The sequence below is a fragment of the Pseudoxanthomonas koreensis genome (genome assembly GCF_010093225.1).
In the GTDB taxonomy this organism is placed as follows: Bacteria; Pseudomonadota; Gammaproteobacteria; order Xanthomonadales; family Xanthomonadaceae; genus Pseudoxanthomonas; species Pseudoxanthomonas koreensis.
Map to the genome: position 1 here is coordinate 1 of NZ_PDWM01000009.1, position 23,186 is coordinate 23,186.

General features: G+C 71.4%; 20 protein-coding genes and 1 tRNA gene. 11 read left to right on the forward strand and 10 right to left on the reverse strand.

Annotation, left to right across the window (positions count from 1 at the left end; genetic code table 11):
• Positions 1–129 precede the first annotated feature (129 nt).
• The 4 genes from CSC64_RS04345 to CSC64_RS04360 all read left to right on the forward strand — a co-directional run bounded on the left by CSC64_RS04345 (position 130) and on the right by CSC64_RS04360 (position 6,479).
• Positions 130–1,272 (forward strand): efflux RND transporter periplasmic adaptor subunit, encoded by a 1,143-nt coding sequence (locus CSC64_RS04345; RefSeq protein WP_162434103.1) that lies wholly within the window; start codon positions 130–132, stop codon positions 1,270–1,272.
• Between the two features lie 4 nt (positions 1,273–1,276).
• Positions 1,277–4,411, forward strand: coding sequence for an efflux RND transporter permease subunit (locus CSC64_RS04350; protein WP_162434104.1), 3,135 nt, complete (start codon positions 1,277–1,279; stop codon positions 4,409–4,411).
• 332 nt (positions 4,412–4,743) lie between these two features.
• A complete protein-coding gene (locus CSC64_RS04355) occupies positions 4,744–5,655 on the forward strand; it encodes a TrmH family RNA methyltransferase (RefSeq protein WP_338014833.1) in 912 nt (303 codons plus the stop codon).
• A complete protein-coding gene (locus CSC64_RS04360) occupies positions 5,652–6,479 on the forward strand; it encodes a class I SAM-dependent methyltransferase (RefSeq protein WP_162434106.1) in 828 nt (275 codons plus the stop codon). Before CSC64_RS04355 ends, CSC64_RS04360 begins: the two co-directional genes overlap by 4 nt.
• A gap of 16 nt (positions 6,480–6,495) precedes the next feature.
• On the opposite strand, the gene CSC64_RS04365 is transcribed toward CSC64_RS04360, so the two are convergent.
• The 5 genes from CSC64_RS04365 to CSC64_RS04385 all read right to left on the reverse strand — a co-directional run bounded on the left by CSC64_RS04365 (position 6,496) and on the right by CSC64_RS04385 (position 11,795).
• A complete protein-coding gene (locus tag CSC64_RS04365) occupies positions 6,496–8,535 on the reverse strand; it encodes a glycoside hydrolase family 97 protein (protein ID WP_162434107.1) in 2,040 nt (679 codons plus the stop codon).
• A gap of 104 nt (positions 8,536–8,639) precedes the next feature.
• Positions 8,640–10,058 carry a M28 family peptidase gene (locus tag CSC64_RS04370; RefSeq protein WP_162434108.1) on the reverse strand — a complete coding sequence of 473 codons (1,419 nt, stop codon included), beginning with the start codon at positions 10,056–10,058 and terminating at the stop codon, positions 8,640–8,642.
• A gap of 93 nt (positions 10,059–10,151) precedes the next feature.
• Complete coding sequence (mscL, locus tag CSC64_RS04375) at positions 10,152–10,565, reverse strand: large-conductance mechanosensitive channel protein MscL (RefSeq protein WP_162434109.1); 414 nt, start codon at positions 10,563–10,565, stop codon at positions 10,152–10,154.
• Positions 10,566–10,732: 167 nt separating this feature from the next.
• Positions 10,733–11,449 carry a fumarylacetoacetate hydrolase family protein gene (locus CSC64_RS04380; protein WP_162434110.1) on the reverse strand — a complete coding sequence of 239 codons (717 nt, stop codon included), beginning with the start codon at positions 11,447–11,449 and terminating at the stop codon, positions 10,733–10,735.
• Positions 11,450–11,492: 43 nt separating this feature from the next.
• Positions 11,493–11,795 (reverse strand): hypothetical protein, encoded by a 303-nt coding sequence (locus CSC64_RS04385; protein ID WP_162434111.1) that lies wholly within the window; start codon positions 11,793–11,795, stop codon positions 11,493–11,495.
• Positions 11,796–11,860: 65 nt separating this feature from the next.
• On the opposite strand from CSC64_RS04385, the gene CSC64_RS04390 reads away from it, so the two are divergent.
• A complete protein-coding gene (locus CSC64_RS04390) occupies positions 11,861–12,217 on the forward strand; it encodes a Rieske (2Fe-2S) protein (RefSeq protein WP_162434112.1) in 357 nt (118 codons plus the stop codon).
• Between the two features lie 152 nt (positions 12,218–12,369).
• Here the strand turns inward: CSC64_RS04390 and CSC64_RS04395 are convergent, their stop codons facing one another.
• The 4 genes from CSC64_RS04395 to thiS all read right to left on the reverse strand — a co-directional run bounded on the left by CSC64_RS04395 (position 12,370) and on the right by thiS (position 16,127).
• On the reverse strand, positions 12,370–14,226 hold the full coding sequence (locus tag CSC64_RS04395) for an SLC13 family permease (protein WP_162434113.1): 1,857 nt from the start codon (positions 14,224–14,226) through the stop codon (positions 12,370–12,372).
• A gap of 63 nt (positions 14,227–14,289) precedes the next feature.
• Positions 14,290–15,069, reverse strand: a complete 780-nt coding sequence (trmB, locus tag CSC64_RS04400) for a tRNA (guanosine(46)-N7)-methyltransferase TrmB (protein ID WP_162434114.1) — start codon at positions 15,067–15,069, stop codon at positions 14,290–14,292.
• Between the two features lies 1 nt (position 15,070).
• Entirely contained in the window at positions 15,071–15,865 is a 795-nt protein-coding gene (locus CSC64_RS04405; RefSeq protein ID WP_162434115.1) for a thiazole synthase, read from the reverse strand.
• A gap of 61 nt (positions 15,866–15,926) precedes the next feature.
• Positions 15,927–16,127 carry a sulfur carrier protein ThiS gene (gene thiS, locus CSC64_RS04410; protein WP_162434116.1) on the reverse strand — a complete coding sequence of 67 codons (201 nt, stop codon included), beginning with the start codon at positions 16,125–16,127 and terminating at the stop codon, positions 15,927–15,929.
• Positions 16,128–16,346: 219 nt separating this feature from the next.
• Here thiS and CSC64_RS04415 point away from each other — a divergent pair, with 219 nt between their 5' ends.
• From CSC64_RS04415 to CSC64_RS04440, 6 genes are all read left to right on the forward strand, one after another.
• Positions 16,347–18,164, forward strand: coding sequence for an autotransporter outer membrane beta-barrel domain-containing protein (locus CSC64_RS04415; protein WP_162434117.1), 1,818 nt, complete (start codon positions 16,347–16,349; stop codon positions 18,162–18,164).
• Between the two features lie 100 nt (positions 18,165–18,264).
• Positions 18,265–18,338, forward strand: a tRNA-Gly gene (locus CSC64_RS04420).
• A gap of 67 nt (positions 18,339–18,405) precedes the next feature.
• Positions 18,406–19,356 (forward strand): 30S ribosomal protein S6--L-glutamate ligase, encoded by a 951-nt coding sequence (gene rimK / locus CSC64_RS04425; protein WP_162434118.1) that lies wholly within the window; start codon positions 18,406–18,408, stop codon positions 19,354–19,356.
• 258 nt (positions 19,357–19,614) lie between these two features.
• Positions 19,615–20,106, forward strand: a complete 492-nt coding sequence (locus CSC64_RS04430) for a hypothetical protein (protein ID WP_238389758.1) — start codon at positions 19,615–19,617, stop codon at positions 20,104–20,106.
• Between the two features lie 10 nt (positions 20,107–20,116).
• Entirely contained in the window at positions 20,117–20,800 is a 684-nt protein-coding gene (locus tag CSC64_RS04435) for a response regulator transcription factor (protein ID WP_162434119.1), read from the forward strand.
• Positions 20,787–22,163: a sensor histidine kinase gene (locus CSC64_RS04440; protein ID WP_162434120.1), complete on the forward strand. Its 1,377-nt coding sequence runs from the start codon at positions 20,787–20,789 to the stop codon at positions 22,161–22,163. Before CSC64_RS04435 ends, CSC64_RS04440 begins: the two co-directional genes overlap by 14 nt.
• A 46-nt stretch (positions 22,164–22,209) precedes the next feature.
• Here the strand turns inward: CSC64_RS04440 and CSC64_RS04445 are convergent, their stop codons facing one another.
• On the reverse strand, positions 22,210–23,121 hold the full coding sequence (locus CSC64_RS04445; RefSeq protein ID WP_162434121.1) for a branched-chain amino acid transaminase: 912 nt from the start codon (positions 23,119–23,121) through the stop codon (positions 22,210–22,212).
• Positions 23,122–23,186 lie beyond the last annotated feature (65 nt).

Below are 23,186 nucleotides of genomic sequence, written 5' to 3' on the forward strand. Positions count from 1 at the left end.
GCGTGGGGTCGCCCCCTGAAGTGGGCTCCTACAAGGGGGAGGCGGGGGGCGCCGGGGCAACGAAAGCCACATCCGGGCGTTCATGCCGGACCGCTACACCCGGCGGGTTGCAGATCCAGCGAGGCGTCGATGCCTTCACGTTTCCTGGCCGGCGCCCTTGCGCTGGCCATCACCGGCCTTGCCGGCTGGGGTCGCGGGGGCAGCGGTCCCGGCGGCCCCGGCGCCGCGGCCGCGGTCCCCGTCACCACCACCGTCGTGCAGCCGGTCGCCTGGAGCGACACCGTGCAGGCGCTGGGCACGGCGCATGCGCGCGAATCGGTGACCCTGACCGCCAAGGTCAGCGAGATCGTCGACCAGGTCCATTTCGAGAGCGGACAGCAGGTGAAGGCCGGGCAGCCGCTGGTGACCCTGCGCGTGAACGCGCAGCAGGCCGCGCTGGGCGAGGCCCAGGCGACCCTGGCCGAGGCCGAGGAGCACTACCGGCGCCTGCAGGGCCTGGCCGCGCAGCAGCTGGTGGCGCGCTCGACCCTGGACGCGCAGCGCGCGCTGCGCGACGTCGCCGCCGCGCGGGTGCGGCAGATGCAGTCGGACATCGGCGACCGCCACGTGCGCGCGCCGTTCGCCGGCGTGCTCGGCATCCGCCAGGTCAGCCCCGGCGCGCTGCTCACCCCCAACGCGGTGATCGCCACCCTCGACGACCTGTCGAGCATGTACGTCGATTTCCAGGTGCCGGAGTCGGCGCTGGCGGCGATCACGCCGGGCGCGCGGGTCGGCGCCACCACCGCGGCCTGGCCGGGCGAACGCTTCGAGGGCACGGTGCAGACCGTCGACGCGCGCGTGGACCCGAACACCCGCGCGGTGACCGTGCGCGCCAGCTTCGACAACCCGCAGCAGCGCCTGCGCCCGGGCATGCTGCTGGACGTGCGCCTGTTCCGGCCCGAGCGCCAGGCGCTGGTGGTGCCCGAGATCTCGGTGGTCCAGGTCGGGCGCGATTCGTTCGTGTACCGGGTCGACGCAGAAGGCAAGGTGTCGCAGGCACCGGTGAAGGCCGGCGTGCGCCGCGACGGCAAGGCCGAGATCGTCGAAGGCCTGCAGGCCGGCGACCGGATCGTGGTCGACGGCACCGGCAAGCTGCGCCCCGGAGTGATCGTGGCAGACGTTTCGCCAGCGAAGGCCGCGACGGATGCCGCGGAAGCCGCCGCCGATGCCGTCGAGGACGCCGGGGACACAGACGACACCGCCGAGGACGCCGCCGCGCCGGCGCGGAACTGAGCGCATGAAGCTTTCCGACCTGTCGATCAAGCGCCCCGTGTTCGCGGTGGTGGTGAGCCTGCTGCTGGTGGTGCTGGGGGCGATGTCGTTCATGCGCCTGACCCTGCGCGAGCTGCCCAACATCGACCCGCCGATCGTCTCGGTGGAGGTCAAATACCCGGGCGCCTCGGCGGCGGTGGTGGAGACCCGCATCACCCAGATCCTGGAGGACGGGCTTGCCGGCATCGAGGGCATCCGCACCATCCAGTCGTCCAGCCGCAACGGCCGCTCGGACGTCACCATCGAGTTCAACCTGAGCCGCGACATCGAGGCCGCCGCCAACGACGTGCGCGACCGGGTCAGCCGGGTGATGGACCGGATGCCCGACGAGGCCGACCCGCCGGAGATCTCCAAGGTCGAGGCCGACGCCGAGGTCATCGTCTGGCTGAACATGCGTTCCACCGTGATGGACACGATGGAGCTGACCGACTACGCCGACCGCTATGTCGTCGACCGGCTGTCCTCGCTGGACGGCGTGGCCCGGGTGCAGCTGGGTGGCGGCCAGCGCTACGCGATGCGGATCTGGCTGGACCGCGAGGCGATGGCCGCGCGCGGCATCACCACCGCCGACGTGGAAAGCGCGCTGCGGGCGCAGAACATCGAGCTGCCGGCCGGACGCATCGAGTCGCAGGACCGCGACTTCACCCTGCGCGTGGAGCGCGGCTACCGGCACCCGGAAGACTTCGCGCGGATGCCGTTGCGCAAGGGCGCCGACGGCTACGTGGTGCGGCTGGGCGACGTGGCCAGGGTCGAGCTGGGGCCGCAGGAGCGCCGCGCCTACCTGCGCAGCAACGGCGTGCCGAACGTGGGCCTGGGCATCGTCCGCACCTCCACCGCCAACGCGCTGGACGTGGCGCGTGCCGCGCGCGCGGAAGCCGAAATCATCCAGCAGACCCTGCCCGAAGGCACCGACATCTTCATCGCCTTCGACAGCACCACGTTCATCGAGGCTTCGATCGAGCGCGTGTACTGGACCCTGGCCGAGGCCATGGCGCTGGTGTTCCTGGTGATCTGGCTGTTCCTGGGCAGCCTGCGCGCCGCGCTGATTCCGGCGGTCACGGTTCCGGTGTGCCTGGTGGCCTCGTTCATCGCGCTGTACGCGTTCGGCTTCTCGATCAACCTGCTGACCCTGCTTGCCCTGGTGCTGTGCATTGGCCTGGTGGTCGACGACGCGATCGTGGTGCTGGAGAACATCCAGCGCCGCGCCGACCTGGGCGAGCCGCCGCTGGTGGCGGCGCGGCGCGGCACCGCGCAGGTGGCGTTCGCGGTGATCGCCACCACCGCGGTGCTGGTGGCGGTGTTCCTGCCGGTGGGCTTCATGGAAGGCAATACCGGCCGCCTGTTCCGGGAACTGTCGGTGGCGCTGGCCGCGGCGGTGGCGATCTCCGCCTTCGTCGCGCTGACGCTCACGCCGATGATGTCGTCCAAGCTGGTGCGCAAGCACGGCAAGCCGCGCGGGCTGAACGTGTGGACCCAGCGCACGCTGGACCGGATCGGCGACGGCTACGGGCGCCAGGTCGCGCGCATGGTGGCCGTACCCGGCCGGCGGCTGCTGCTGGCGCTGCTGGTGGCGATGGGCCTGTGCGTGGCGGCGATCGTGGTGCTGGGCCTGCGCGTGCCCAGCGAACTGGCGCCGGCCGAGGACCGCGGCCGCTTCTTCGTGATGGTCGATGGCCCCGAGGGTGCCGGCTTCGACTACACCGTGGGGCAGATGCAGCAGGTGGAGAAGATCGTCCTGGCCGAGGTCGGCGAGGGCAAGCCGGTGCAGCGCGCCAATTCGCGCGCGCCGCGCGGCTGGGGCGGCAGCGAGGACATGCACACCGGCCAGGTGATCGTGTTCCTGGAGGACTGGCACAAGCGCGACGTGCCGACCGACGAGGTGGTGGACCGGCTGCGCGCCGAGTTCGCCAAGCTGCCCGGCGTGCAGGTGCGCGCGAACGTGCCCGGCGGCCTGGTCGGCAGCCGCGGCCAGCGCTACCAGCTGGTGCTGGGCGGGCCGGACTATGCCGAACTGGCGCAGTGGCGCGACCGCGTCCTGCAACGGATGGAATCCAACCCCGGCATCCAGGATCCCGATTCGGACTACAAGGAAACGCGCCCGCAGATGCGCGTTGAGATCGACCACGACCGCGCCGCCGACCTGGGCGTGTCGGTGCAGGAGATCGGCCGCACGCTGGAGACCATGATGGGCTCGCGCCAGGTGACCACCTACGTGGACAACGGCGAAGAGTACGACGTGATGCTGCAGGCCGGCCGCGAGAACCGGGTCGATCCGTCCGACCTGGCCCAGACCTACGTGCGCGGCCGCGACGGCGCACTGATCCCGCTGTCCAACCTGGTCACCCTGTCGGAGATCGCCGAGCCGGGCAGCCTCAACCGCTTCAACCGCCTGCGCGCGATCACCATCAGCGCCGGGCTGGCGCCGGGCTACTCGATGGGCGAGGCGCTGGAATGGACCCGCCAGGTGGTCGCCGAGGAACTGCCCGACTATGCGCAGGTCGACTGGAAGGGCGAGTCGCGCGAGTACCAGGAGGCCGGCGGCGCGATCGTGCTCACCTTCACCCTGGCCCTGCTGATCGTGTACCTGGTGCTGGCCGCGCAGTTCGAGAGTTTCCTGCACCCGCTGGTGATCATGCTCACCGTGCCGCTGGCGGTGCTGGGCGCGCTGATCGGGCTGTGGATCACCGGCAGCACGCTCAACCTGTTCAGCCAGATCGGCATCGTCATGCTCATCGGCCTGGCGGCGAAGAACGGCATCCTGATCGTGGAGTTCGCCAACCAGCTGCGCGACGAGGGCCGCAATGTCCAGCGCGCGATCGCCGAGGCGGCCAAGGTGCGCCTGCGCCCGATCCTGATGACCTCGGTGGCCACCGTGGTCGGCGCGCTGCCGCTGGTGCTGGCGGGAGGGCCGGGCTCGGCCAGCCGCGCGACCATCGGCATCGTGGTGATCTTCGGCGTGACCTTCTCGACCCTGCTGTCGCTGTACGTGGTCCCGGCGTTCTATGCGCTGCTGGCGCCGTACACGCGGTCGCCCGAGGCGGTGGCGCACGAGCTGGAGAAGCTGGAGACGGCCACGCCGCCGGTGGGCGGGCATGGCTGAGCCGTGCGGCCGCGGTGTGGGCAGCGTGGCGGCTTGCGGTTATCGTGCGCCCAGGCGAGGTTGAACGGCGCCTTCCTTCTTTCCCTCCATGGTGATGGTGATGCCCGCCAACGACGGATCCTTGCCGGGAATGTGGTGGACCCTTGCCGCAAGTGCGCCAGGTGGCGGCGATGCGACCGTCGCCTGGACCGCGCATCCGGCCACGCCTGGCCACTCGCAGGCCGTCGCGACCTGCTTCGATCAGAGGCAGGGCTGACATGGCCGGCCCCTGGGACCGCGGTCCGCGTCCGCCACGTCAACGTCCTGCGCCGGGTGGTGGACCGCGCGGCCCTGTGCAGCGAGATGGTGGCGAGCGCGGAGGTGGCCGTGGCGAAGATGCACCGCACGCGCGCCGGCCGCCGGCCGGTCCTGCGCGGCCACACGACACCGGCACGGCCGCGCGTGACACGACCGGGCCGGGTTCGGCGGGAGCACGGCCGGCGCCGTTCGACCCGCCGCCGGCGCGCCCGGCGCGGCGAGAGGAACTGCGGCTGTACGGCCTCAACGCGGTCGACGCGGTGTTCCGCCGCCGGCCCGAGGCGATCCGCAAGGTCTACCTGGCCGAAGCGCGCATCGCCGCGTTGAAGCCACTGCTGGCCTGGTGCGTGAAGCACCGCGTCGGCTACCGCGTGGTCGGCGACGAGGATCTGGACCGGCTCGCCGCCAGCTCGCACCACGAGGGCGTGGTTGCCGACGTGCTGCGCGCCGCGCCGCTGCCGCTGGAGGCGTGGCTGCGCACACTGGCGCCGGGCACGCCGGCGCTGGCGATCTGGCTGGACGGTGTCGGCAACCCGCACAATTTCGGCGCGATCCTGCGCTCGGCCGCGCATTTCGGCGCGGCGGTGCTGTTGCCGGCCGGATCGGACCTGGCTTTGTCCGGCGCCGCTGCGCGCGTGGCCGAGGGTGGTGCCGAAGCAGTCCCGCTGGTGCGACTGCCGCAACCGAACGTGGCGCTGGAGCGGTTGCGCGATGCCGGCTTCGGGCTCGCCGCCACCGTGGTCCGCGGCGGCGACGACCTGTTCGCCGCGCGCCTGCCGCAGCGGCTGGTCTACGTGATGGGCGCCGAGGGCGAGGGCATGGATCCGGCGCTGGCCGCGGCCTGCGACCTGCGCCTGTCGATCCCGGGCAGCGGCGCGGTGGAAAGCCTGAACGTGGCCGCGGCGACGGCGGTGTTCCTGGCGCAGTGGGCACGCGCGGAACGATGAGGGCCTGGTACTCGCTGCAGGCCTGGCAGGACGAATCCGCAGCCGCGCACGCCGTAGAGGGCGCGGTGGCCCTGCCGGCCGTCGGGAGCGTGCTCGCCGGCGCCTGCGGGCTGTGCGGCAGCCGGCGCGGTTTCGCTGCCGGCACGGGTGCCGGTGTCGACCCGCGCGAAGGGTTGCGGTGCCTGGCCTGCGGCTGCAACGCGCGGCAACGCGCAGCAGCGACGGTGCTGCTGGAAGCGATGGCCGGCGCCACGGCGGCGCGCGGCGCGCGCGCCTACCTGGGCGAGCAGGCCAGCCCGCTGTTCGTGGCCCTGCGCCGGAAGCTGCCAGGGCTGCAGGGCAGCGAGTTCGCCACCGGCCTGGTCCGCCGCCTGCGCATGTCGGCGTGGCTGTGGCGGCACGGCGTGCCCGGCTGGATCCGGCATCGCGACATCACCGCGCTGGGCTTCGCCACCGCCGGCCTCGACGCGGTCGCCAGCCTCGACGTGCTCGAACACGTGCCGCGCTACGAGGCCGCACTGGCCGAATTCGCGCGGGTGCTGCGACCGGGTGGAGTGCTGGTATCCACCGTTCCGTTCTACGAAGCGCAGGCGCGCAGCGAGACCATCGCCCGGTTGCGCGACGACGGCTTGGTCGAGTTCTCCGGTGCGCCGGAGTACCACGGCGACCCGCGCGGCGGCGGGGTGCCGTGCTTCCATCATTTCGGCTGGGACCTGGTCGGGGCGCTGCGTCAGGCCGGCTTTACCGACGCCGCCATGGTGCGGGCCTGGCGGCCGGATGCCGGACTGCCGCGCGGGGTCTGGGTGCTGCGCGCGCTGCGCTGAACGCCGCGCCGCGGGGTCAGTGCCTGCCCGCGGACGAGGCGATCCGCAGCGGCGGCGCGGCCAGGTGGATCGCGGCGCCACCGCCACCCGCCGCCAGTTCCAGCCGCAGGGTGCGCGTGTCGGCGTCGATCTGCCGCTGCTCGCGGCGCACGTCGGTCGGGTGGGTGCCATCCAGCCACAGGGTGGCGCGGTAGTCGGCGGCCGGCAGGAAATCCAGCGGGACGTCGATCGTGCGCGCCTGTTCGTTGCCCATCGCGCCGATGAACCAGTCGCGGCCGCTGCGGCGCGCCACCACGATGTACTCGCCGATCCCACCGGACAGCACCCGGGTCTCGTCCCACGTCGCCGGCACCAGCGCCAGGAAATCAGCGCCCGCGGCAAGACCGCCGTCCTTGTCCTGATAGGCATCCGGACTGTCGGCGACCATCTGCAGCGCACTCTCGTACACCACGTACATCGCCAGCTGGTGCGCGCGGGTACCCATCACCTGCGGACCGGTGAACGACACCTGGAAATCCTCGGGCATGACATTGCGGAAACCTCCCGGCGTGTAGTCCATCGGCCCCAGCAGCATGCGCGTGAACGGCAGGGTCAGGTTGTGGGTGGGGGTGATGCGCCGGCTCCACTTGTTGTACTCGGCGCCGAGCACGCCTTCCTGGGTGAGCAGGTTGGGCCAGGTGCGGTCGAGTCCGGTCGGGTGGTAGGCGCCGTGCAGGTCGAGCATCAGCCGGTGCCGCGCCGCGCTTTCGGCCATCCCGTGGAAGAAGGCGACCATCTCCTGGTCGTCGCGGTCCATGAAGTCGACCTTGACGCCCTTGACGCCCATCTCGCGGTAGTGCGCGAACACCTCGTCCATGCGCGGTTCCAGCGACTTCCAGTGGTTCCAGAGCCAGATGCCGACGCCGCGCCGGCGCCCGTGTTCGATCACGGCCGCCAGGTCCAGCGCCGGGATCGCGCGGGTGATGTCGGCGCCGGCGTTGTAGCGGCCGTTGCCGGGGCTGCCGGCGTACCAGCCGTCGTCGATCAGCATGTAGTCCAGCCCCAGCGCTGCGGCATGGTCGACGTAGCGTTTCATCGTCGCGGTGTTCATGCCGGCGCCGGGCACGTCCGCGGCCAGGCCGCCGGACCACCAGTCCCACGCGGTCTTGCCGGGCCGGATCCACGAGGTATCGGCGATCGGGGTCGGCGGATTGAGGTTGGACACCAGGTTGGATTCGACCAGCGCGCCGGGCGTGTCGCCGAGCATCAGCACGCGCCAGGGCGTGAGCAGGCCTTCGCGCGCGACCTCGCCGCGTGGCAGGCGCACGGCGATGCCGGGTTCGTCCAGGCGCGGCGACAGTTTCGCCTCCACGCCGGTCAGGCCGTCGCCGCGGCCGGCCAGGTACAGGCCGGCATGCCGGTCCAGGTCAGCCTCGGCGATGGCGAAGGTCTCGTCGCCATGGCCGGTGCGGCAGACCAGCGGCAGTTCGAGGAGATGGTGCGGGCGCAGCTTCGAGGCCGGGATCGGGTCGTACTCGCCCTCGTGGCTGGTGCCGAAGCGGCCGAGGTTGAGCGCCCAGCAGGGGAAATCGGCGGCGAACAGGAAGCCGGTCAGGTCTTCCTTCACCACCAGGTCGCCGCTGGCCGGCAGCGGCAGGCGGTAGCGCAGGGCGATGCCGTCGTCGTACGCGCGCAGGACCAGGCCGAGCCTGCGGTCGCGGGCGTCGGCCAGGTCGACTTCAAGCTGGCGGTAGTGGTCGCGCACCTGGCGGGCCTTGCCGGCGACCCGCTCGTAGGTCGCGTCGGTTTCGCCGTGGCGCACGTCGAGCACGCGCAGTCCGGGCCCGAGGCGGTCGTCGGCGTCCAGCTGCACGCCCAGCGGCGACGGCAGCAGCAGCTGCCTGCCATTCCAGTCCACGGCAAAACGCGCGGTGCCTTCCCTGTCCAGCGACAGCTCCACCCGCGCCTTGCCGTCGGGCGATTGCAGCTGCAGCGGCGGATGCGGCGCGCCATGCGCGCTGGCCAGCGGCAGTGCAAGGAGCAGGGCGCAGGGAATGGCGTGGCGGATGGAATGCATGGGCGGCCTCCGGACGACGCCCGGAGGTTAACCGCTGCCGCGCGCAGTGTCTGGAATACCTGCGTCGCGCAACCGGCATGGCGGGCCGGCTGCGCGGCGATGCGTCAACGTGCCGGTGGCGCCGGCGCGGCCTTGGGCTGGCTGCCGAAATCGCCTTCGGCCTCCGCGGCCAGGTAGGCGAACACCGCGGAGGCGGCGACGTTCTGCGCCAGCGCGGCCGGATCGATCTTGTCGAGCGTGTCGTCGGCGGTGTGGTGCAGGTCGAAGTAGTCGCTGCCGTCCTGCGCCAGCCAGGCCCAGGTCGCGCCGCGGGCCGCGAGCGGGCCGATGTCCGGGCCAGCGCCGCCCTTGTCCGCCGCGTACTCGATCCCCAGCGGCGCCAGTGCCTGCGCGATCTGCTGCGTGGCCGCGCGCGCATGCTCCGGCGCGCCGGTGTTGAAGGCGTAGATGCGGCCGGCGCCGAAGTCGCTTTCGGCGGCCAGCTGGTGCTTGGCCACGTCGGCGCCATGCGCGGCCGCGTAGGCCTTGCCGCCGTGCAGGCCCTGTTCCTCGTTGGCGAAGGCGACCACGCGGATGCTGCGCGCCGGCCGCTGCGGCAGCTGCGCGATCAACTTCGCCGCGGCCATGGTGATGCCGATGCCTGCGGCATCGTCGACCGCACCGGGGCCCAGGTCCCAGGAATCGAGGTGGCCGCCGATCAACACCACTTCGTCCGGCCTGCTGCGCCCGGTGAACTCGCCAATGACGTTCTGCGAGGTGTACTTGCCGTCCCAGCCCGCGTCCACGGCCAGGCGCACGCGCACCGGGCCGCGCGCGAGCAGGCGCGCGAGCTGGTCGGCGTCGGGGATGCTCAGCGCGGCCGAGGGCACCGGCACCAGACCCTCGTCATAGCGGGTGATGCCGGTGTGCGGCACGCGGTGGTTGTCGGTGCCGGCCGAACGCATCAGGAAGCCGGACGCGCCCTTGCGGATCGCCAGCGACGGCCCGCGCGAGCGGATCGCGCCGCCCTTGCCGTAGCCGCTGCCGTCGCGCGCGACAGGCATCTGGTAATCGACGAAGGCGATCTTCCCGGCGAGCGAGCCTTCCACCGCCGCTTCCAGCGCGTCCAGGTCGGCGAAGCGCACGACCTCCGCCTCCACGTTGCCGGCCGGGCTGCCGCCCAGCGCGGTGATCGCCAGCGGCTGCGCATGCTTGCCCAGCACCTCGGCGCTCTCGCTGCGGCGGACCCACTTCGGGAAGGTCACCGGCTCGGTCCAGACCTTGTCGAAGCCCAGCTCCTGGAACTTGGCCCTGGCCCAGGCCACCGCACGCGCGTCGGCCTCGCTGCCGGCCAGGCGCGGGCCGACTTCGGTGGTCAGCGATTCGGTGACCTTCCAGCCGGTGTCGTCGGCCAGCGCGCGCTCGCGCAACTGCGCGGCCTGTTCCAGGGCGCGGTCGGGGATGCGGGTTTCCGTGGCGCCGGCCGGCGCGACGGCGGCGAGCAGCAGGAAGGCAGGGGCGGCAGCAAGCAGGGCAAGGCGCATGGGCGACTCCGGGAGGCAACCCCCGGAGCGTAGCAAGCCCGGCCGGCCCGCTCCCGTGCGCATGGTCACGGGAGCGGTGCGCCGTGCGCGCCTTCAGCGCTTGAGCGAGTCGCGGATCTCGCGCAGCAGCAGCACGTCCTCGGCCGGCTCGGTCGGCTCGGCCGGCGGCGGGGCCTCCTTGCGCGACAGGCGGTTCATCGCCTTGACCACCAGGAAGATGGCGAAGGCCACGATCACGAACTGGATGACGGCGTTGAGGAACAGACCGATGCCCACGCTCACCGCCGGCACCGCGTTGCCGGCCGCGTCGACGGTGGCTTCCTTCAGCGTCCACGACCACTCGGAGAAGTCGACGCCACCGATCAGCAGCCCGATCGGCGGCATGATCACGTTGTCGACCAGCGCGGTGACGATCTTGCCGAACGCAGCGCCGATGACCACGCCCACGGCGAGGTCGATCGCGTTGCCGCGCACGGCGAATTCCTTGAACTCGGCCATCATGCCCATGCCTGTCTCCTGGTCTCGCGCACCCGGCGCGGGTGCGCGCCTAGCCTAACCCGGAGCGCGGCTGGCGTGATCCCGCGGCTGGCTGGCCGACATGGTGCGAAGCCCGTGCGATGGGCGTGAGCCGGTGCGCGCGGCGTGGCCTTGCGGGTCCGGCGCGCAGCCGCGCGCTAGCGTTCGATCCGCCCGCGCAGGTCGGCGATGCCTTCCAGGCTGGCTTCGAAGCGGTCGCCGGGCTGCAATGCGGCAACGCCGGCCGGCGTGCCCATGAACACCAGGTCGCCGGCACGCAGCGCGTACAGCTTCGACAGTTCGTGCAGGATCTCCGGCACGTCCCAGACCAGGTCCGACAGCGGCGCCTGCTGCCGCAGCTCGCCGTTCACGCGCAGCTGCAACTGTTGCGGGCCCAGTGCCGTGACCCTCGCCGCCGGCACCAGCTCGCCGACCGGCGCGGAATGGTCGAAACCCTTGGCCGTGTCCCAGGGCAGGCCCTTGGCCTTGGCCGCGGCCTGCAGGTCGCGGCGGGTCAGGTCCAGGCCGACCGTGTACCCGAACACCAGCGCCTGCGCCTGTTCCACCGGCAGTACGCCCGGCGGTGCATCGCGGCCGATCGCCACGACCAGCTCGACTTCGTGGTGCAGGTCGGTGGTCGCCGGCGGGTAGGGCACCGCCTCGCCGGTGACGACGGCGTCGGCGGGCTTCATGAAGAACACCGGGGTGCCGCGCTCGGCCTTCGAGGCAGGCACGGCGGCGCCCATCTCGCGGGCGTGGTCGGCGAAATTGCGGCCCACGCAGTAGATGCGCCGGACCGGGAAGCTGCCGCCGCCACGCACGCGGACGCGTGGCACGGCAGGCACGGGGATCACGTCGTCGGTGGTGGTGCCCATGGTCGGCCCGGGGGACAGGGGCCGACAGTCTACGCGTCGTGGCTCAGCGCGTGCCCGGCAGCCGCTGCCGGTCGACCACGCGGTACTCGGCGTCGACGATCCGGTCCGGGCGCGCCTGCGGTCGTTGCCCGCCGCGCCGGGCCAGCAGGCGCCAGGCCAGGCCGGCGGTGAGCATCGCCGCGCCGACGAACAGGCCGAAGAACACCAGCAGCGCCAGCAGGGCCACGCCCACCACGCCGAACAGCGCGCGCAGCGCCGGCGTGCGCGGCTTGCGTGGCGCGGCGAACAGGCCATGGAGCCGGCCGTGCAGGCGGGACGAATCGAAGCGGAACGAACGGGCGTGCATGCGATCTCACGTGCCAGAATGGCGGTCAGGCGCAGAGTATCCGTGCGCAGGCCGGCGAGGTTGTAATGGCTCCGTTAAACCCTGGACCACTGCTCAGTTTCGACGCGCTGGACGATGGTGCACTGGTCGAGACCGAGGCGGTGCTGGATGGCGATGCCGAATCGATCATCCTCTGCCGGCGCGGCACGCAACTGCGGGCCTGGCTCAACGTGTGCCCGCACGCAGGCCGCCGCCTGGACTGGGCCCCGGGCCAGTTCCTGAAGAGCCGCGAAGGTGAACTGGTCTGCGCCGTGCACGGGGCCACCTTCGAACTGGACGGCGGCCTGTGCGTGGCCGGCCCGTGCCGCGGCGAAGCCCTGCGTGCGGTACCGGTGGAAGTGCGCGACGGCCAGGTCTGGCTTGCCGCAGAGCCGCCCCTGTAGGAGCCCACTTCAGGGGGCGACCCGATTCCGGTGGAAGGCGCCTCGTTCAACGCGCAGCCTCCGGATGGGTCGCGTTGAACGCGGCCGCCCCCGGATGTCGTCGGGTCGCCCCCTGAAGTGGGCTCCTACAGGAAAAGCACCATGGCTGGGCTTCAGCGGCCGCCCCAGAACATCAGGTTCACCACCGTCACCGCGATCACCGTGTAGATGAGCGACAGCGGCCCGCCGACCCGCCACAGGTCGCGCGCCGAATAGTTCGCCGGGCCGGTGATCATCGACATGATCGGGTTGGACGCGGTCATCAGGTTGTTCGACGCCGACAGCGCGGCGATCAGCGCGAACGCGGTCGGGTCGCCGCCCACCGCCAAAGCCAGGTTGATCGCGATCGGCACCATGATGATGGTTGCGCCGACATGGCTGGTCACCAGCGAGAACGCAGTGGTCAGCAGCGCAACGAAGATCTGCAGCACCCACGGCGGGGTGCCGTCCGGCAGCCGCTCCAGTGTGTTGCCCGCGATCCACGCGGCCGCGCCGCTGCTGTCCATCGCCCAGCCCAGCGGGATCAGGCCGGCGGTGAGGAACACCGTCTTCCAGTTGATCGACGCATAGGCCTCGTCCATCTTCAGCACGCCGGCCAGCAGCATGCCGGCCACGCCGGTCATCAGGGTGAGCGCCACCGGCAGTTTGCCGGTGAGCGCGATCAGGATGGTGGCGGCGAAGATCGCCATCGCGATCTTGAACTTGTGCGGCCGCTGCTCGCCCTTTGGGTAGTCGGTGACCACGGCGAAGTCGCGGCTCTCCGCCGCCTGCGCCAGGTCCTGCCAGATGCTGTGGAACACCAGCATGTCGCCGGCGCGCAGCTGGACCGAACGCACGTCGTCGCGGATCACGTGCTTGTCGCGGTTGATCGCCAGCAGGCTGATCCCGGCCTGCTGGCGCAGGCGCAGGTCGCGCGCGCTCTTGCCGATGTAGCGCGAGGTCGGCGGCACCACCGCCTCGGAGATGCCGGCGCGCGCCGGGTTGAACAGGTCGCCCAGGTTGCGCAGCCGCGAGGACATGCGCAGGAACTGGTTCTGGGCGAAGTCGTGGACCTGCTGGCGCGGACCCATCACGCCCAGCACGCTGCCCACCCAGATGCGCATGTCCGCCGGCGGCGCCAGCCGGGTGTCGTTGCCGGACTTGAGCGCCAGCAACAGTGGCGCGTCGTGCAGCGACTCGGCCTCGGCCACCGCCATGCCCACCAGCGGGCTCTCGGCGCTGACCACCAGTTCGAACACGTCGCCCTCGATGCCGTAGGTGCGGGCGAAATAGCTCTCGGTGCTGGCCGGGGTGGTGTTCTCGCCACCGTCCTCCAGTTCGGCCAGCTTGCGGTTGCCGTAGAAATGGAAATACAGCAGTGCGGCGGCGAGCAGGACCACGCCCACCGGCGCCGGCGCGAACATCGGCAACTGCTCCAGCGTGGCCATGCCCGAGGGCAGGTTGTTGTTGGCCGAGACCAGCAGGTCGTTGAGCAGGATCAGCGGCGAATTGCCGACCATGGTCAGCGCCGCGCCCATCACGATCGCCGAGGCCAGCGGCAGCAGCAGCCGCGACATCGACAGCCCGCTGCGCGCCGACAGCCGCGCGGCCACCGGCAGGTACAGCGCCATCACCGACGGGTTCTGCATGAAGGAGGAGTTCAGGCCGGCGACCAGCGAGGTCATCGCCAGCAGCCGCCGCTCCTTGCCGTGGCCGCGGCGCAGCAGCCAGCCAGCCAGGCGGTTGAGCGCGCCGGTGCGGTCCAGCCCGGCGCCCAGGATCATGGTCGCCATGATGCTCATCACCGCGTTGCCGGAGAAGCCGCTGAAGATCTCCTCCGGAGCGATCAGCCCGGTGATACCCAGGATCACCAGCACCACCAGCGCGACCAGGTCGGCGCGGATGCGCTCGAACAGGAACATCGCCATCGTGAACCCGACCAGCCCGAGCACCAGGCGCATGTCGTTGGTCAGGGTCAGTCCGGATTCCATCGGGCGCCGGGGTCCTTGTGGCGGTGCGTGGCGGGGGCGTGGCGTCGCGTGCTGCCGCCGAGTTTAGCCCTCTCCCGCCGGCTTTGGCCGTGTCGTGTCGCCGGTGTCGCCGCCGCGATCGTAGAGCAGGTCCCACACGCCGTGGCCCAGCCTCACCCCGCGCCGCTCGAAGTGTGTCTCCGGTCGCCATTCCGGGCGCGGCACGTGGCCGCGCGGGCCGGCGCGGTTGGCCAGGCCCGGGGTCGCCTCGAGCACGTCCCACATGTGCTGCGCGTACGGCTCCCAGTCGGTGGCCAGGTGCAGGCGCCCGCCGGGGCGCAGCTTGCGCACCAGCAGCGCGGCGAACTCCGGCTGCACCAGGCGGCGCTTGTTGTGCCGCTTCTTGTGCCAGGGGTCGGGGAAGTAGATGCGGATCTCGTCCAGCGTGCCGTCGGCGACCTCGTGGCGCAGCACCTCGACCGCATCGTGGTGGTACAGGCGCACGTGGTCGCTGCCGTCTTCGGCCAGCGCGTTGAGCAGGCGGCCCACGCCGGGCGCATGCACTTCCAGGCCGAGATAGTCGCGCGACGGATCCTGGCGGGCGGCGAAGCGCAGCGCCTCGCCGTTGCCGAAGCCGATCTCCAGCACCCTGGGGGCGTTGCGACCGAACACCGCGTCGAAGTCGCGCGGGGTACCGGTGTAGTCCAGGCCGAACCGCGGCCAGGCCTCGTCGAACGCGCGCTGCTGGGCCGGGGTGAAGCGGCCCTGGCGCAGCACGAAGCTGCGGATCTCGCGGCGGCCTTCGCTGGCGGTGTAGGGCTTGGGCGGTGCCTTGGCGCCCTCGCTTTCGAACGGATTGGTCATCTCAGCCGATCAAGCCGTCCACCGGCGAGGACGCGCTGGCGTAGCGCTTGCGCGGGATGCGGCCGGCCCGGAACGCCTCGCGCCCGGCCTCCACCGCCTTGCGCATCGCGCTGGCCATCAGCACCGGGTCCTTGGCCCCGGCGATCGCGGTGTTCATCAGCACGCCGTCGCAGCCAAGCTCCATGGCGATGGCCGCGTCCGAAGCGGTGCCGACGCCGGCATCGACAATGATCGGCACCTTCGCGTTCTCGATGATTTCCAGCAGCGTATAGCGGTTCTGGATGCCCAGGCCCGAGCCAATCGGCGCGGCCAGCGGCATCACCGCGCAGCAGCCGATCTGCTCGAGCTGGCGGGCCAGGATCGGGTCGTCGCTGGTGTAGACCATCACGTCGAAGCCGTCGGCGACCAGCAGTTCGGCCGCTTTCAGGGTCTGGACCACGTCCGGGTAGAGCGTGCGCTGGTCGCCGAGCACCTCCAGCTTCACCAGCTTGTGGCCGTCGAGCAGCTCGCGCGCCAGCCGGCAGGTGCGCACCGCGTCCTCGGCGGTGTAGCAGCCGGCGGTATTGGGCAGGATGGTGTAGCGCTCCGGCGGCAGCACGTCGAGCAGGTTGGGCTCGCCGGGGTTCTGGCCGATGTTGGTGCGGCGGATGGCGACGGTGACGATCTCGGCGCCGGCGGCCTCGGTGGCGCGGGCGGTTTCGTCCAGGTCCTTGAACTTGCCGGTGCCGGTCAGCAGGCGCGAACGGAAGGTCTTGCCGGCGATCACCAGCGGGTCGTGGGTGGGGGTGTTGTCCATCCCGGAATTATGGCCCACGCGCGGGGCCGGTGCCGTGTCCGTGACGCGCGCGGCGCCGGGTTCAGCCGCCGCCGAGGGCGTGGACGACTTCCACACGATCACCGTCGGCCAGGGCCAGGCCGGCGTGGCGGCCGCGCGGCACGATTTCGCCGTTCACTTCCGCGGCGACGCGGCGGCCGGCCAGGCCTTCGGCTTCGAGCAGGGTGGACAGGGTGGTGCCGGCGATGACGGCGCGCGGCTCTCCGTTGAGGACGATATCCATGCGGCCATTGTCGCATCGGCGGCCGCCAGGCGCAGTGCACGCGACCGCCGCACCAGCGCTGCAGCGTCCGCGCAGTGGCCGCTTGACGCAGCGCAGCGTGAACGCCGGGCGGCATCGGCGGACCATGGGACCCTACGCGGGCGTACGTCCGCCGTGCCCCGACCCATCACAGCAAGTCATCACAACAAGCCATCACAAGAAGAACCCCCAGGAGAGTCCATGTCCGCGCTCCGTTCCTTCCGTCCGGCCCATCCCCTGACCGCGGCGCTCGCCGTCGCCCTGGCCCTGGCCGCCGCGCCGGCGGTGGCCAGCGACCAGTTCGGCGGCACCGTGTTCTTCGGCGACAGCCTCACCGATTCGGGCCACTTCCAGAACCAGCTGCCGGCCAACGTGCGCCCGATCACCGGCAAGTTCACCACCAACCCGGCCTGGCTCTGGGCCGAGTACCTGGCCGAGCACTACGACGGCGACGGCCGCACCGACAACCAGGGCGGCGACAACTACGCCCAGGGCGGTTCGCGGGTGACGGTGCAGAACGGCGCGGCCGAATCCACCGTCGCCCAGGTCAACCGCTACCTGGCCGCCAACGGCGGCAAGGCCGACCCCGGCACCCTGTACACGGTGTGGACCGGCGCCAACGACATCTTCGCCATCGCCGGCGCCGGCGCGCCGCCGCAGCAGACCATCGCCACCGCGGTGGGCGGCGTGGTCCAGATCGTCGGCACCCTGGATGCGGCCGGTGCGCGCTACATCCTGGTGCCCAACCTGCCGGACATGGGCATCACCCCCAACGCGATCGCCGCCGGCCCGGCCGGCCAGGCAGCGCTGACCCAGCTGGCGGCCAGCTACAACGCCGCCATGTACGGCGCCCTGGCGCAGGGCGGCTACCGGGTGATCCCGCTGGACACCTTCACCATGCTGCGCGAAGTGGTCGCCAGCCCGGCCACCTACGGCCTGCGCAACGTCACCGAGACCGCGTGCCTGCCGCCGGCCGCCAGCTCGCTCACCTGCAACCCGTCCTCGCTGGTGGCGCCGGACGCGGCCAGCACCTACCTGTTCGCCGACGGCGTGCATCCCAGCGGCGCGGCGCACGCGATCCTGGCCGACTACGCGCTCTCGGTGCTGGAAGGGCCGATGCTGGTCGGCGTGCTGCCGCATTCGGCGCAGGTCATCGGCCGCAGCCGCGCCGACCAGGTCGCGTTCCACCTCCAGGCCGCGCCGGAAGCGGCCGGGCTGTCGTGGTGGGGCGGCCTGCGCGCCGACCACCAGCGCTACGACGGCGCCCTGTACGACGGCCTGGCGCCGGCCGGCCTGTTCGGCCTGGACTGGAACAACGGCCAGGGCCTGGTCGCCGGCGGCTTCGTCGGCTACGGGCGCGCGGACGTGGACTTCGGCGGCAGCCGCGGCGACTTCAGCCAGGCCGACGCGACCTTCGGCGGCTTCCTGGGCTGGTACCAGGGCCGCGCCTGGGTCAACGCCCAGGCCAGCTACAGCACGCTCGATTTCGACGTGACCCGCGAGGTGCGCATGGGCCCGTCGGTGCGCCGCCATGACGGCTCGGCCGACGGCAGCAACACCGCCTTCGGCATCAACGCCGGCTACGAGTTCGGCGAAGGCGCGTTCCGCCACGGCCCGGTCGCCGGACTGCTGTGGCAGCAGGTCGACGTCGACGGTTACAGCGAAAGCAACCCGTCCTCCACCGCGCTGGCGTATTCGGACCAGAGCCTGGACTCGCTGGTCGGCAGCCTGGGCTGGCAGGCGCGCTACGACGCCGGCGCCTGGGAGCCGTACCTGCGCGCCAGCTGGGACCATGACTTCGAAGACGCGCCGGAAGAAGTCTTCGCCCGGCTGCAGACCCTGCCGGACCTGGAGTACGCGGTGCCCGCCGTCGCCTTCGACGGGGACTTCGGCACGGTGGTGCTGGGCGCACGGATGGGCCTGGGCAGCCTGCAGGCGGACGTGGGCCTGCGCGCCAGCGTCGGCCAGGACGGCGCCAACGACAGCGGCCTGTTCGTGACCCTGGGCGGGAGCTTCTGAGCGGCGCCCTGCGGCCCGCCGCCACGGCCGGGCACGCGCATCGCGTGACCCGGCCGGCGTTGCGCCGGCGGCCCGCGGCCGCATAGACTGCCGGTCCCCCGCGGGTGTAGCTCAATGGTAGAGCTGTTGCTTCCCAAGCAACTGACGAGGGTTCGATTCCCTTCACCCGCTCCAGACACGCAAGGCGCCGCGGCTCCCCGCGGCGTTTCGCGTTGCAAGGCCCATGCCCGGTGCCGCGCCGATGAAACTGGCGATCCTCTCCCGCAACGCCTCGCTGTATTCCACCCGCCGCCTGGTCGAGGCCGCGCGCGCGCGCGGCCACAGCGTGCGCGTGCTCGATCCGCTGCGCTGCTACATGCGCATCGCCCCCGGTGGTTTCTCGATGCGCTACAAGGGCAAGCCGGTGTCCGGCTACGACGCGGTGATCCCGCGGATCGGCACGTCGGTGACCCGTTACGCCACCGCGGTGCTGCGCCAGTTCGAGCTGATGGGCAGCTGGTGCCCGAATCCCTCCGACGCGATCCTGCGCTCCCGCGACAAGCTGCGCGCGCACCAGCTGCTGGCGGCGCAGGGGATCGGCCTGCCGGCCACCGTGTTCGGCGACAACCCCGACGACACCGTCGACCTGCTCTCGCTGCTCGGCCCGCCGCCGCACGTGATCAAGCTCAGCGAGGGCACCCAGGGCGCGGGCGTGATGCTGACCGAGAAGAACTCGGCCTCGCGCGCGGCGGTGGAGGCGCTGCGCGGGCTGTACGCCAACTTCCTGGTGCAGGAGTTCGTGGCCGAGGCCGAGGGCGCGGACCTGCGCTGCTTCGTGGTCGGCGACCGCGTGGTCGCGGCGATGCGCCGGCAGGCGGCCGAAGGCGAGTTCCGCTCCAACTTGCACCGCGGCGGCTCCTCCGCGCCGGCTCAGGCCAGCGAAGAGGAGCAGGCGGTGGCGGTGCGCTCGGCGCAGGCGCTGGGCCTGGGCGTGGCCGGGGTGGACCTGATCCGCTCCGCGCGCGGCCCGCTGGTGCTGGAGGTCAACTCGACCCCGGGCCTGGAGGGGATCGAGGGCGCCTGCGGGGTGGATGTGGCCGGGGCCATCCTCGATTTCGTTGCGTCGCAGGTTATCCCTTTAGAATCAAATAGATGTGTCCGCCCTGTGCGTCGGCGGCCCGGCGCCCGCGGCGCGGCTTTAACACCGCTTTAATCGATCCGGGCTTAGGCTCCGTCGGACCGCAGCTCCATCGTCAGCCGGGCGGGTCCCCCCGCCCGGAAGTCAGTACGGGATACGGTAATCGGGGCAATACTTTGGCCCAGGCGGTTTCCCCGGCCTGGGCCTTTTTGTGCCCGGTCGCCCGCCGCGAAGCGTTTGCCCGGTTCCGCAACGATGGCATCATCGGAACGATGGCCGGAACCGCCATCACCGTCCGCCATCACCATCCGCCATCCCCACCGTGAGGTCCCGATGTACAAGCTGGTCCTGCTTTCCTTCCTCGCCCTGGCGCCACTGGCAGCCGACGCCACCGTCCAGTCCAGTGGCGATGCCTTCAATCCGGAGAAGGGGCTGGATCTGAGCACCTCGTTCGAGGCGCAGCGCAGCGCGATCCTCGCCGCGCTGGGCGATGGCAAGACCTACGTGGAGATCACCCCCGAAGGCGCACGCCAGGTGCGCACGTCCCTGGACCGCATTTCCGGCATGCTGGACGGCAAGGCCAGCGTGGGCGAGTTGAATGGCGCCGACAAGGTCGAGGTGTTCAACGAGCAGGAGCGGATCAACACGCTGCTGACCAAGGCCCGCGACGACAGCCGCCTGGTCTGCCGGCGCGAGAAGAAGACCGGCTCGAACCGGCCGGTCAATTCCTGCGCGACCGTCGCCGAGCGCCGCCGCATGCGTGATGACACGTACCAGGCGATGAAGGACATGCGCTACTCCGAGGGCCCGGTCCAGACCCGATAAGGAGATTCCCGTGCGCATCCTCGTCATCGAAGACAACAGCGACATCGCCGCCAACCTCGGCGACTACCTCGAGGACCGCGGCCACACCGTGGACTTCGCCGCCGACGGCGTGACCGGGCTGCACCTGGCCGTGGTCCACGACTTCGATGCGATCGTGCTCGACCTGAACCTGCCGGGCATGGACGGCATCGAGGTCTGCCGCAAGCTGCGCAACGAGGCGCGCAAGCAGACCCCGGTGCTGATGCTCACCGCGCGCGACAGCCTGGAGAACAAGCTGGCCGGGTTCGATTCCGGCGCCGACGACTACCTGATCAAGCCGTTCGCGCTGCAGGAGGTCGAGGTCCGGCTGAACGCGCTGTCTCGCCGCGGCAAGGGCGTGCAGACCCGGGTGCTCAACACCGGCGACCTGGAATACAACCTCGACACACTGGAAGTGCGGCGCGAGGGTCGCCTGCTGCAGCTCAACCCGACCGCGCTGAAGATCCTGCAGGCGCTGATGGAGGCCTCGCCGGCGGTGGTCACACGCCAGGAGCTGGAGACCCGCGTGTGGGGCGAGGAACTGCCGGATTCGGACTCGCTGCGCGTGCACATCCACGGCCTGCGCGCGGTGGTCGACAAGCCGTTCCCGGTGCCCTACATCCAGACCCGCCACGGAATCGGTTACCGCATCGCCGCCCCCGATGGCAGCAACTGACGGCGCGATCCCGCCCACGCGCCGGCCGAAGCGCTTCAGCCGGCGGCTGCGCACCCGCATCATCCTGTCCTTCGTGCTGCTGGGCTTCGGCCTGACGGTGCTGTTCGCCTACGCCACGATCGTGGCGCGCCAGCGGGTCGAGAACCAGCTGGTGGAGGACCTGATGAACCGCAACCTGGACGAGTCGTGGCGGCGCTTCGCGCAGAGCGGCGGCCAGGACCCGGGGGCGCCGATCGAGCAGATCAAGGGCTATTACTACCTGCCCGACAAGTTCGAGAGCCTGCGGGTCAACAACCCGGAGTGGTACGCGCTGCCGGACGGCATCCACAACATCACCGACATCGACCAGCACGGCAACCCGTTCTCGTACAAGCTGGGGGTGCGCAAGACGCCGCAGGTGTGGTTCTTCATCGCCTACGACATGAGCCAGACCGTGCGCGCCGAGGTGCAGTTCGAGCGCGCGGTGTACGCCTCGATCGTGGTGTTCACGATCTTCTCGCTGTTGGTTGGCTGGTGGTCGGCCTCGCGGGTGATGCGGCCGGTGACAGACCTGGCCGCACGCCTGCGCGCCTACCGCGGCAGCAGCCATCCGCGGAAGCTGGCCGTGCACCTGCCGGACGACGAGGTCGGCCAGCTGGCCGAAGCGCTCGACGACTACGCCGAGCGCCTGACCGAGGTGGTGCAGCGCGACCGCGAGTTCAACGCCGACGTCAGCCACGAGCTGCGCACGCCGCTGGCGGTGATCAAGGGCGCGGTGGAACTGCTGCTGTCGCGCCCGGACCTGGACGAGCGCACCCGCACGCGCCTGCAACGCATACAGCGCGCCGAGCAGCAGTGCACCGACCTGATCGGTTCGCTGCTGCTGCTCTCGCGCAACGAGCGCGGGCAGGGCAGCAGCGACGTGGCCAAGGTGGCCGAGCAATTGCTCGACTCGCACCGGGCGCAGCTCGGCGGCAAACCACTGGAGTTGCGCCTGGAGGGCGCACCGGGGCTGGTGGTGGAGGCGCCGGAGGCGGCGCTGTCGGTGGCGCTGGGCAACCTGGTCGGCAACGCGGTCAAGTACACGCCGCAGGGAGAGGTGGTCGTGCGCCTGCAGGCCGATGCGGTGCAGGTAGTGGACACCGGCCCGGGCCTGAGCGAGGAGGATGCGGCGCGGCTGTTCCAGCGCGGTTACCGCGGCACCCATTCCGGGCATTCGCAGGGCGCGGGCATCGGCCTGTCCATCGTCGGCCGGCTGTGCGATCTGTACGGCTGGGACGTGAGCGTGCGCCCGCGCCGGGACGGCGAACACGGCGTGGTGGCCACGCTCTCGCTGGGCGGGCGCGGCGCGGCCGCCGCCGGCGACGACGACGCGATCGGCTGATCAGGTCGCCGGCGCCCGCACCCGCACCTCGTTGCAGGAGCTCCCTTCAGGGGTACTCCAGCCAGCCGCGGGTGTCGGGGGTGCTGCCGTCGAACAGGCCGAAGTACAACTGCTGCAGGCGTCGCGTCACCGGCCCGGGCCGGCCGTCGCCGACCGGCTTGCCGTCGACCGAGCGCAACGGGGTGATCTCGGCGGCGGTGCCGCACATCAGCAGCTCGTCGCACAGGTACAGGTACTCGCGCGGGATGTCGCGCTCGACCACCTCGATGCCGGCGTCGCGGGCCAGCTTCACGATCGAATCGCGGGTGATGCCGGCCAGGATCGAGGCGCTGGCCGGGGTGGTGTGCAGCGCGCCATCGAACACCAGGAACAGGTTCTCGCCGGCGCCTTCGCTGAGCAGGCCGGTGGAGGCCAGGGCAATGCCCTCGCCGTAGCCGTGGCGGCGTGCCTCGCGCGTCACCAGTTGCCCGGACAGGTAGTTGCCGCCGGCCTTGGCCCCGGCCGGGACGGTATTGGGCGCGAACCGCTGCCAGCTGGAGACGCAGGCGTCGATGCCCCGCTCGAGCGCGTCGGCACCGAGGTAGCGGCCGAAATCCAGCGCGGCCACGGCCACGTCGATCGGCGTTTCCGCGGCGATGCCGACGCCGCCCGCGCCGCGGAACGCGACCGGGCGCAGGTACGCGCTGCGCAGGCCGTTGGCCGCGACGATCGCATGGCAGGCGGCGCTGATCTGCTCCGGTGTCCAGGGAATGGCGATGTCGTAGATCTTCGCCGAACCGAACAGCCGTCGGGTGTGGTCGGCGAGGCGGAAGATCGCGGTGCCCTTCGGCGTCTCGTAGGCGCGCACGCCCTCGAACACCGAGGAGCCGTAGTGGATCGCATGCGCCATCACGTGGGTGGTGGCTTCGGCCCAGGGCTTGATCGTGCCGTTGTGCCAGATCTTCTCGGGGAACTGCATCGGCCTGCTCCACACGGATGGAAGGGGCATTCTGCCGCATCGCCCGGCAGGGCCGCCTCGGGTCG

Coding starts and splice junctions, on each gene's coding strand:
- CSC64_RS04345 (WP_162434103.1), top strand. CDS start 130: ATGCCTTCACGTTTCCTGGCCGGCGCCCTTGCGCTGGCCATCACCGGC.
- CSC64_RS04430 (WP_238389758.1), top strand. CDS start 19,615: ATGTACAAGCTGGTCCTGCTTTCCTTCCTCGCCCTGGCGCCACTGGCA.
- mscL (WP_162434109.1), bottom strand. CDS start 10,565: ATGGGCATGATGGCCGAGTTCAAGGAATTCGCCGTGCGCGGCAACGCG.
- CSC64_RS04380 (WP_162434110.1), bottom strand. CDS start 11,449: ATGGGCACCACCACCGACGACGTGATCCCCGTGCCTGCCGTGCCACGC.
- CSC64_RS04390 (WP_162434112.1), top strand. CDS start 11,861: ATGGCTCCGTTAAACCCTGGACCACTGCTCAGTTTCGACGCGCTGGAC.
- CSC64_RS04370 (WP_162434108.1), bottom strand. CDS start 10,058: ATGCGCCTTGCCCTGCTTGCTGCCGCCCCTGCCTTCCTGCTGCTCGCC.
- CSC64_RS04405 (WP_162434115.1), bottom strand. CDS start 15,865: ATGGACAACACCCCCACCCACGACCCGCTGGTGATCGCCGGCAAGACC.
- CSC64_RS04440 (WP_162434120.1), top strand. CDS start 20,787: ATGGCAGCAACTGACGGCGCGATCCCGCCCACGCGCCGGCCGAAGCGC.
- CSC64_RS04445 (WP_162434121.1), bottom strand. CDS start 23,121: ATGCAGTTCCCCGAGAAGATCTGGCACAACGGCACGATCAAGCCCTGG.
- CSC64_RS04350 (WP_162434104.1), top strand. CDS start 1,277: ATGAAGCTTTCCGACCTGTCGATCAAGCGCCCCGTGTTCGCGGTGGTG.
- rimK (WP_162434118.1), top strand. CDS start 18,406: ATGAAACTGGCGATCCTCTCCCGCAACGCCTCGCTGTATTCCACCCGC.
- CSC64_RS04360 (WP_162434106.1), top strand. CDS start 5,652: ATGAGGGCCTGGTACTCGCTGCAGGCCTGGCAGGACGAATCCGCAGCC.
- CSC64_RS04415 (WP_162434117.1), top strand. CDS start 16,347: ATGTCCGCGCTCCGTTCCTTCCGTCCGGCCCATCCCCTGACCGCGGCG.
- CSC64_RS04365 (WP_162434107.1), bottom strand. CDS start 8,535: ATGCATTCCATCCGCCACGCCATTCCCTGCGCCCTGCTCCTTGCACTG.
- trmB (WP_162434114.1), bottom strand. CDS start 15,069: ATGACCAATCCGTTCGAAAGCGAGGGCGCCAAGGCACCGCCCAAGCCC.
- CSC64_RS04395 (WP_162434113.1), bottom strand. CDS start 14,226: ATGGAATCCGGACTGACCCTGACCAACGACATGCGCCTGGTGCTCGGG.
- thiS (WP_162434116.1), bottom strand. CDS start 16,127: ATGGATATCGTCCTCAACGGAGAGCCGCGCGCCGTCATCGCCGGCACC.
- CSC64_RS04385 (WP_162434111.1), bottom strand. CDS start 11,795: ATGCACGCCCGTTCGTTCCGCTTCGATTCGTCCCGCCTGCACGGCCGG.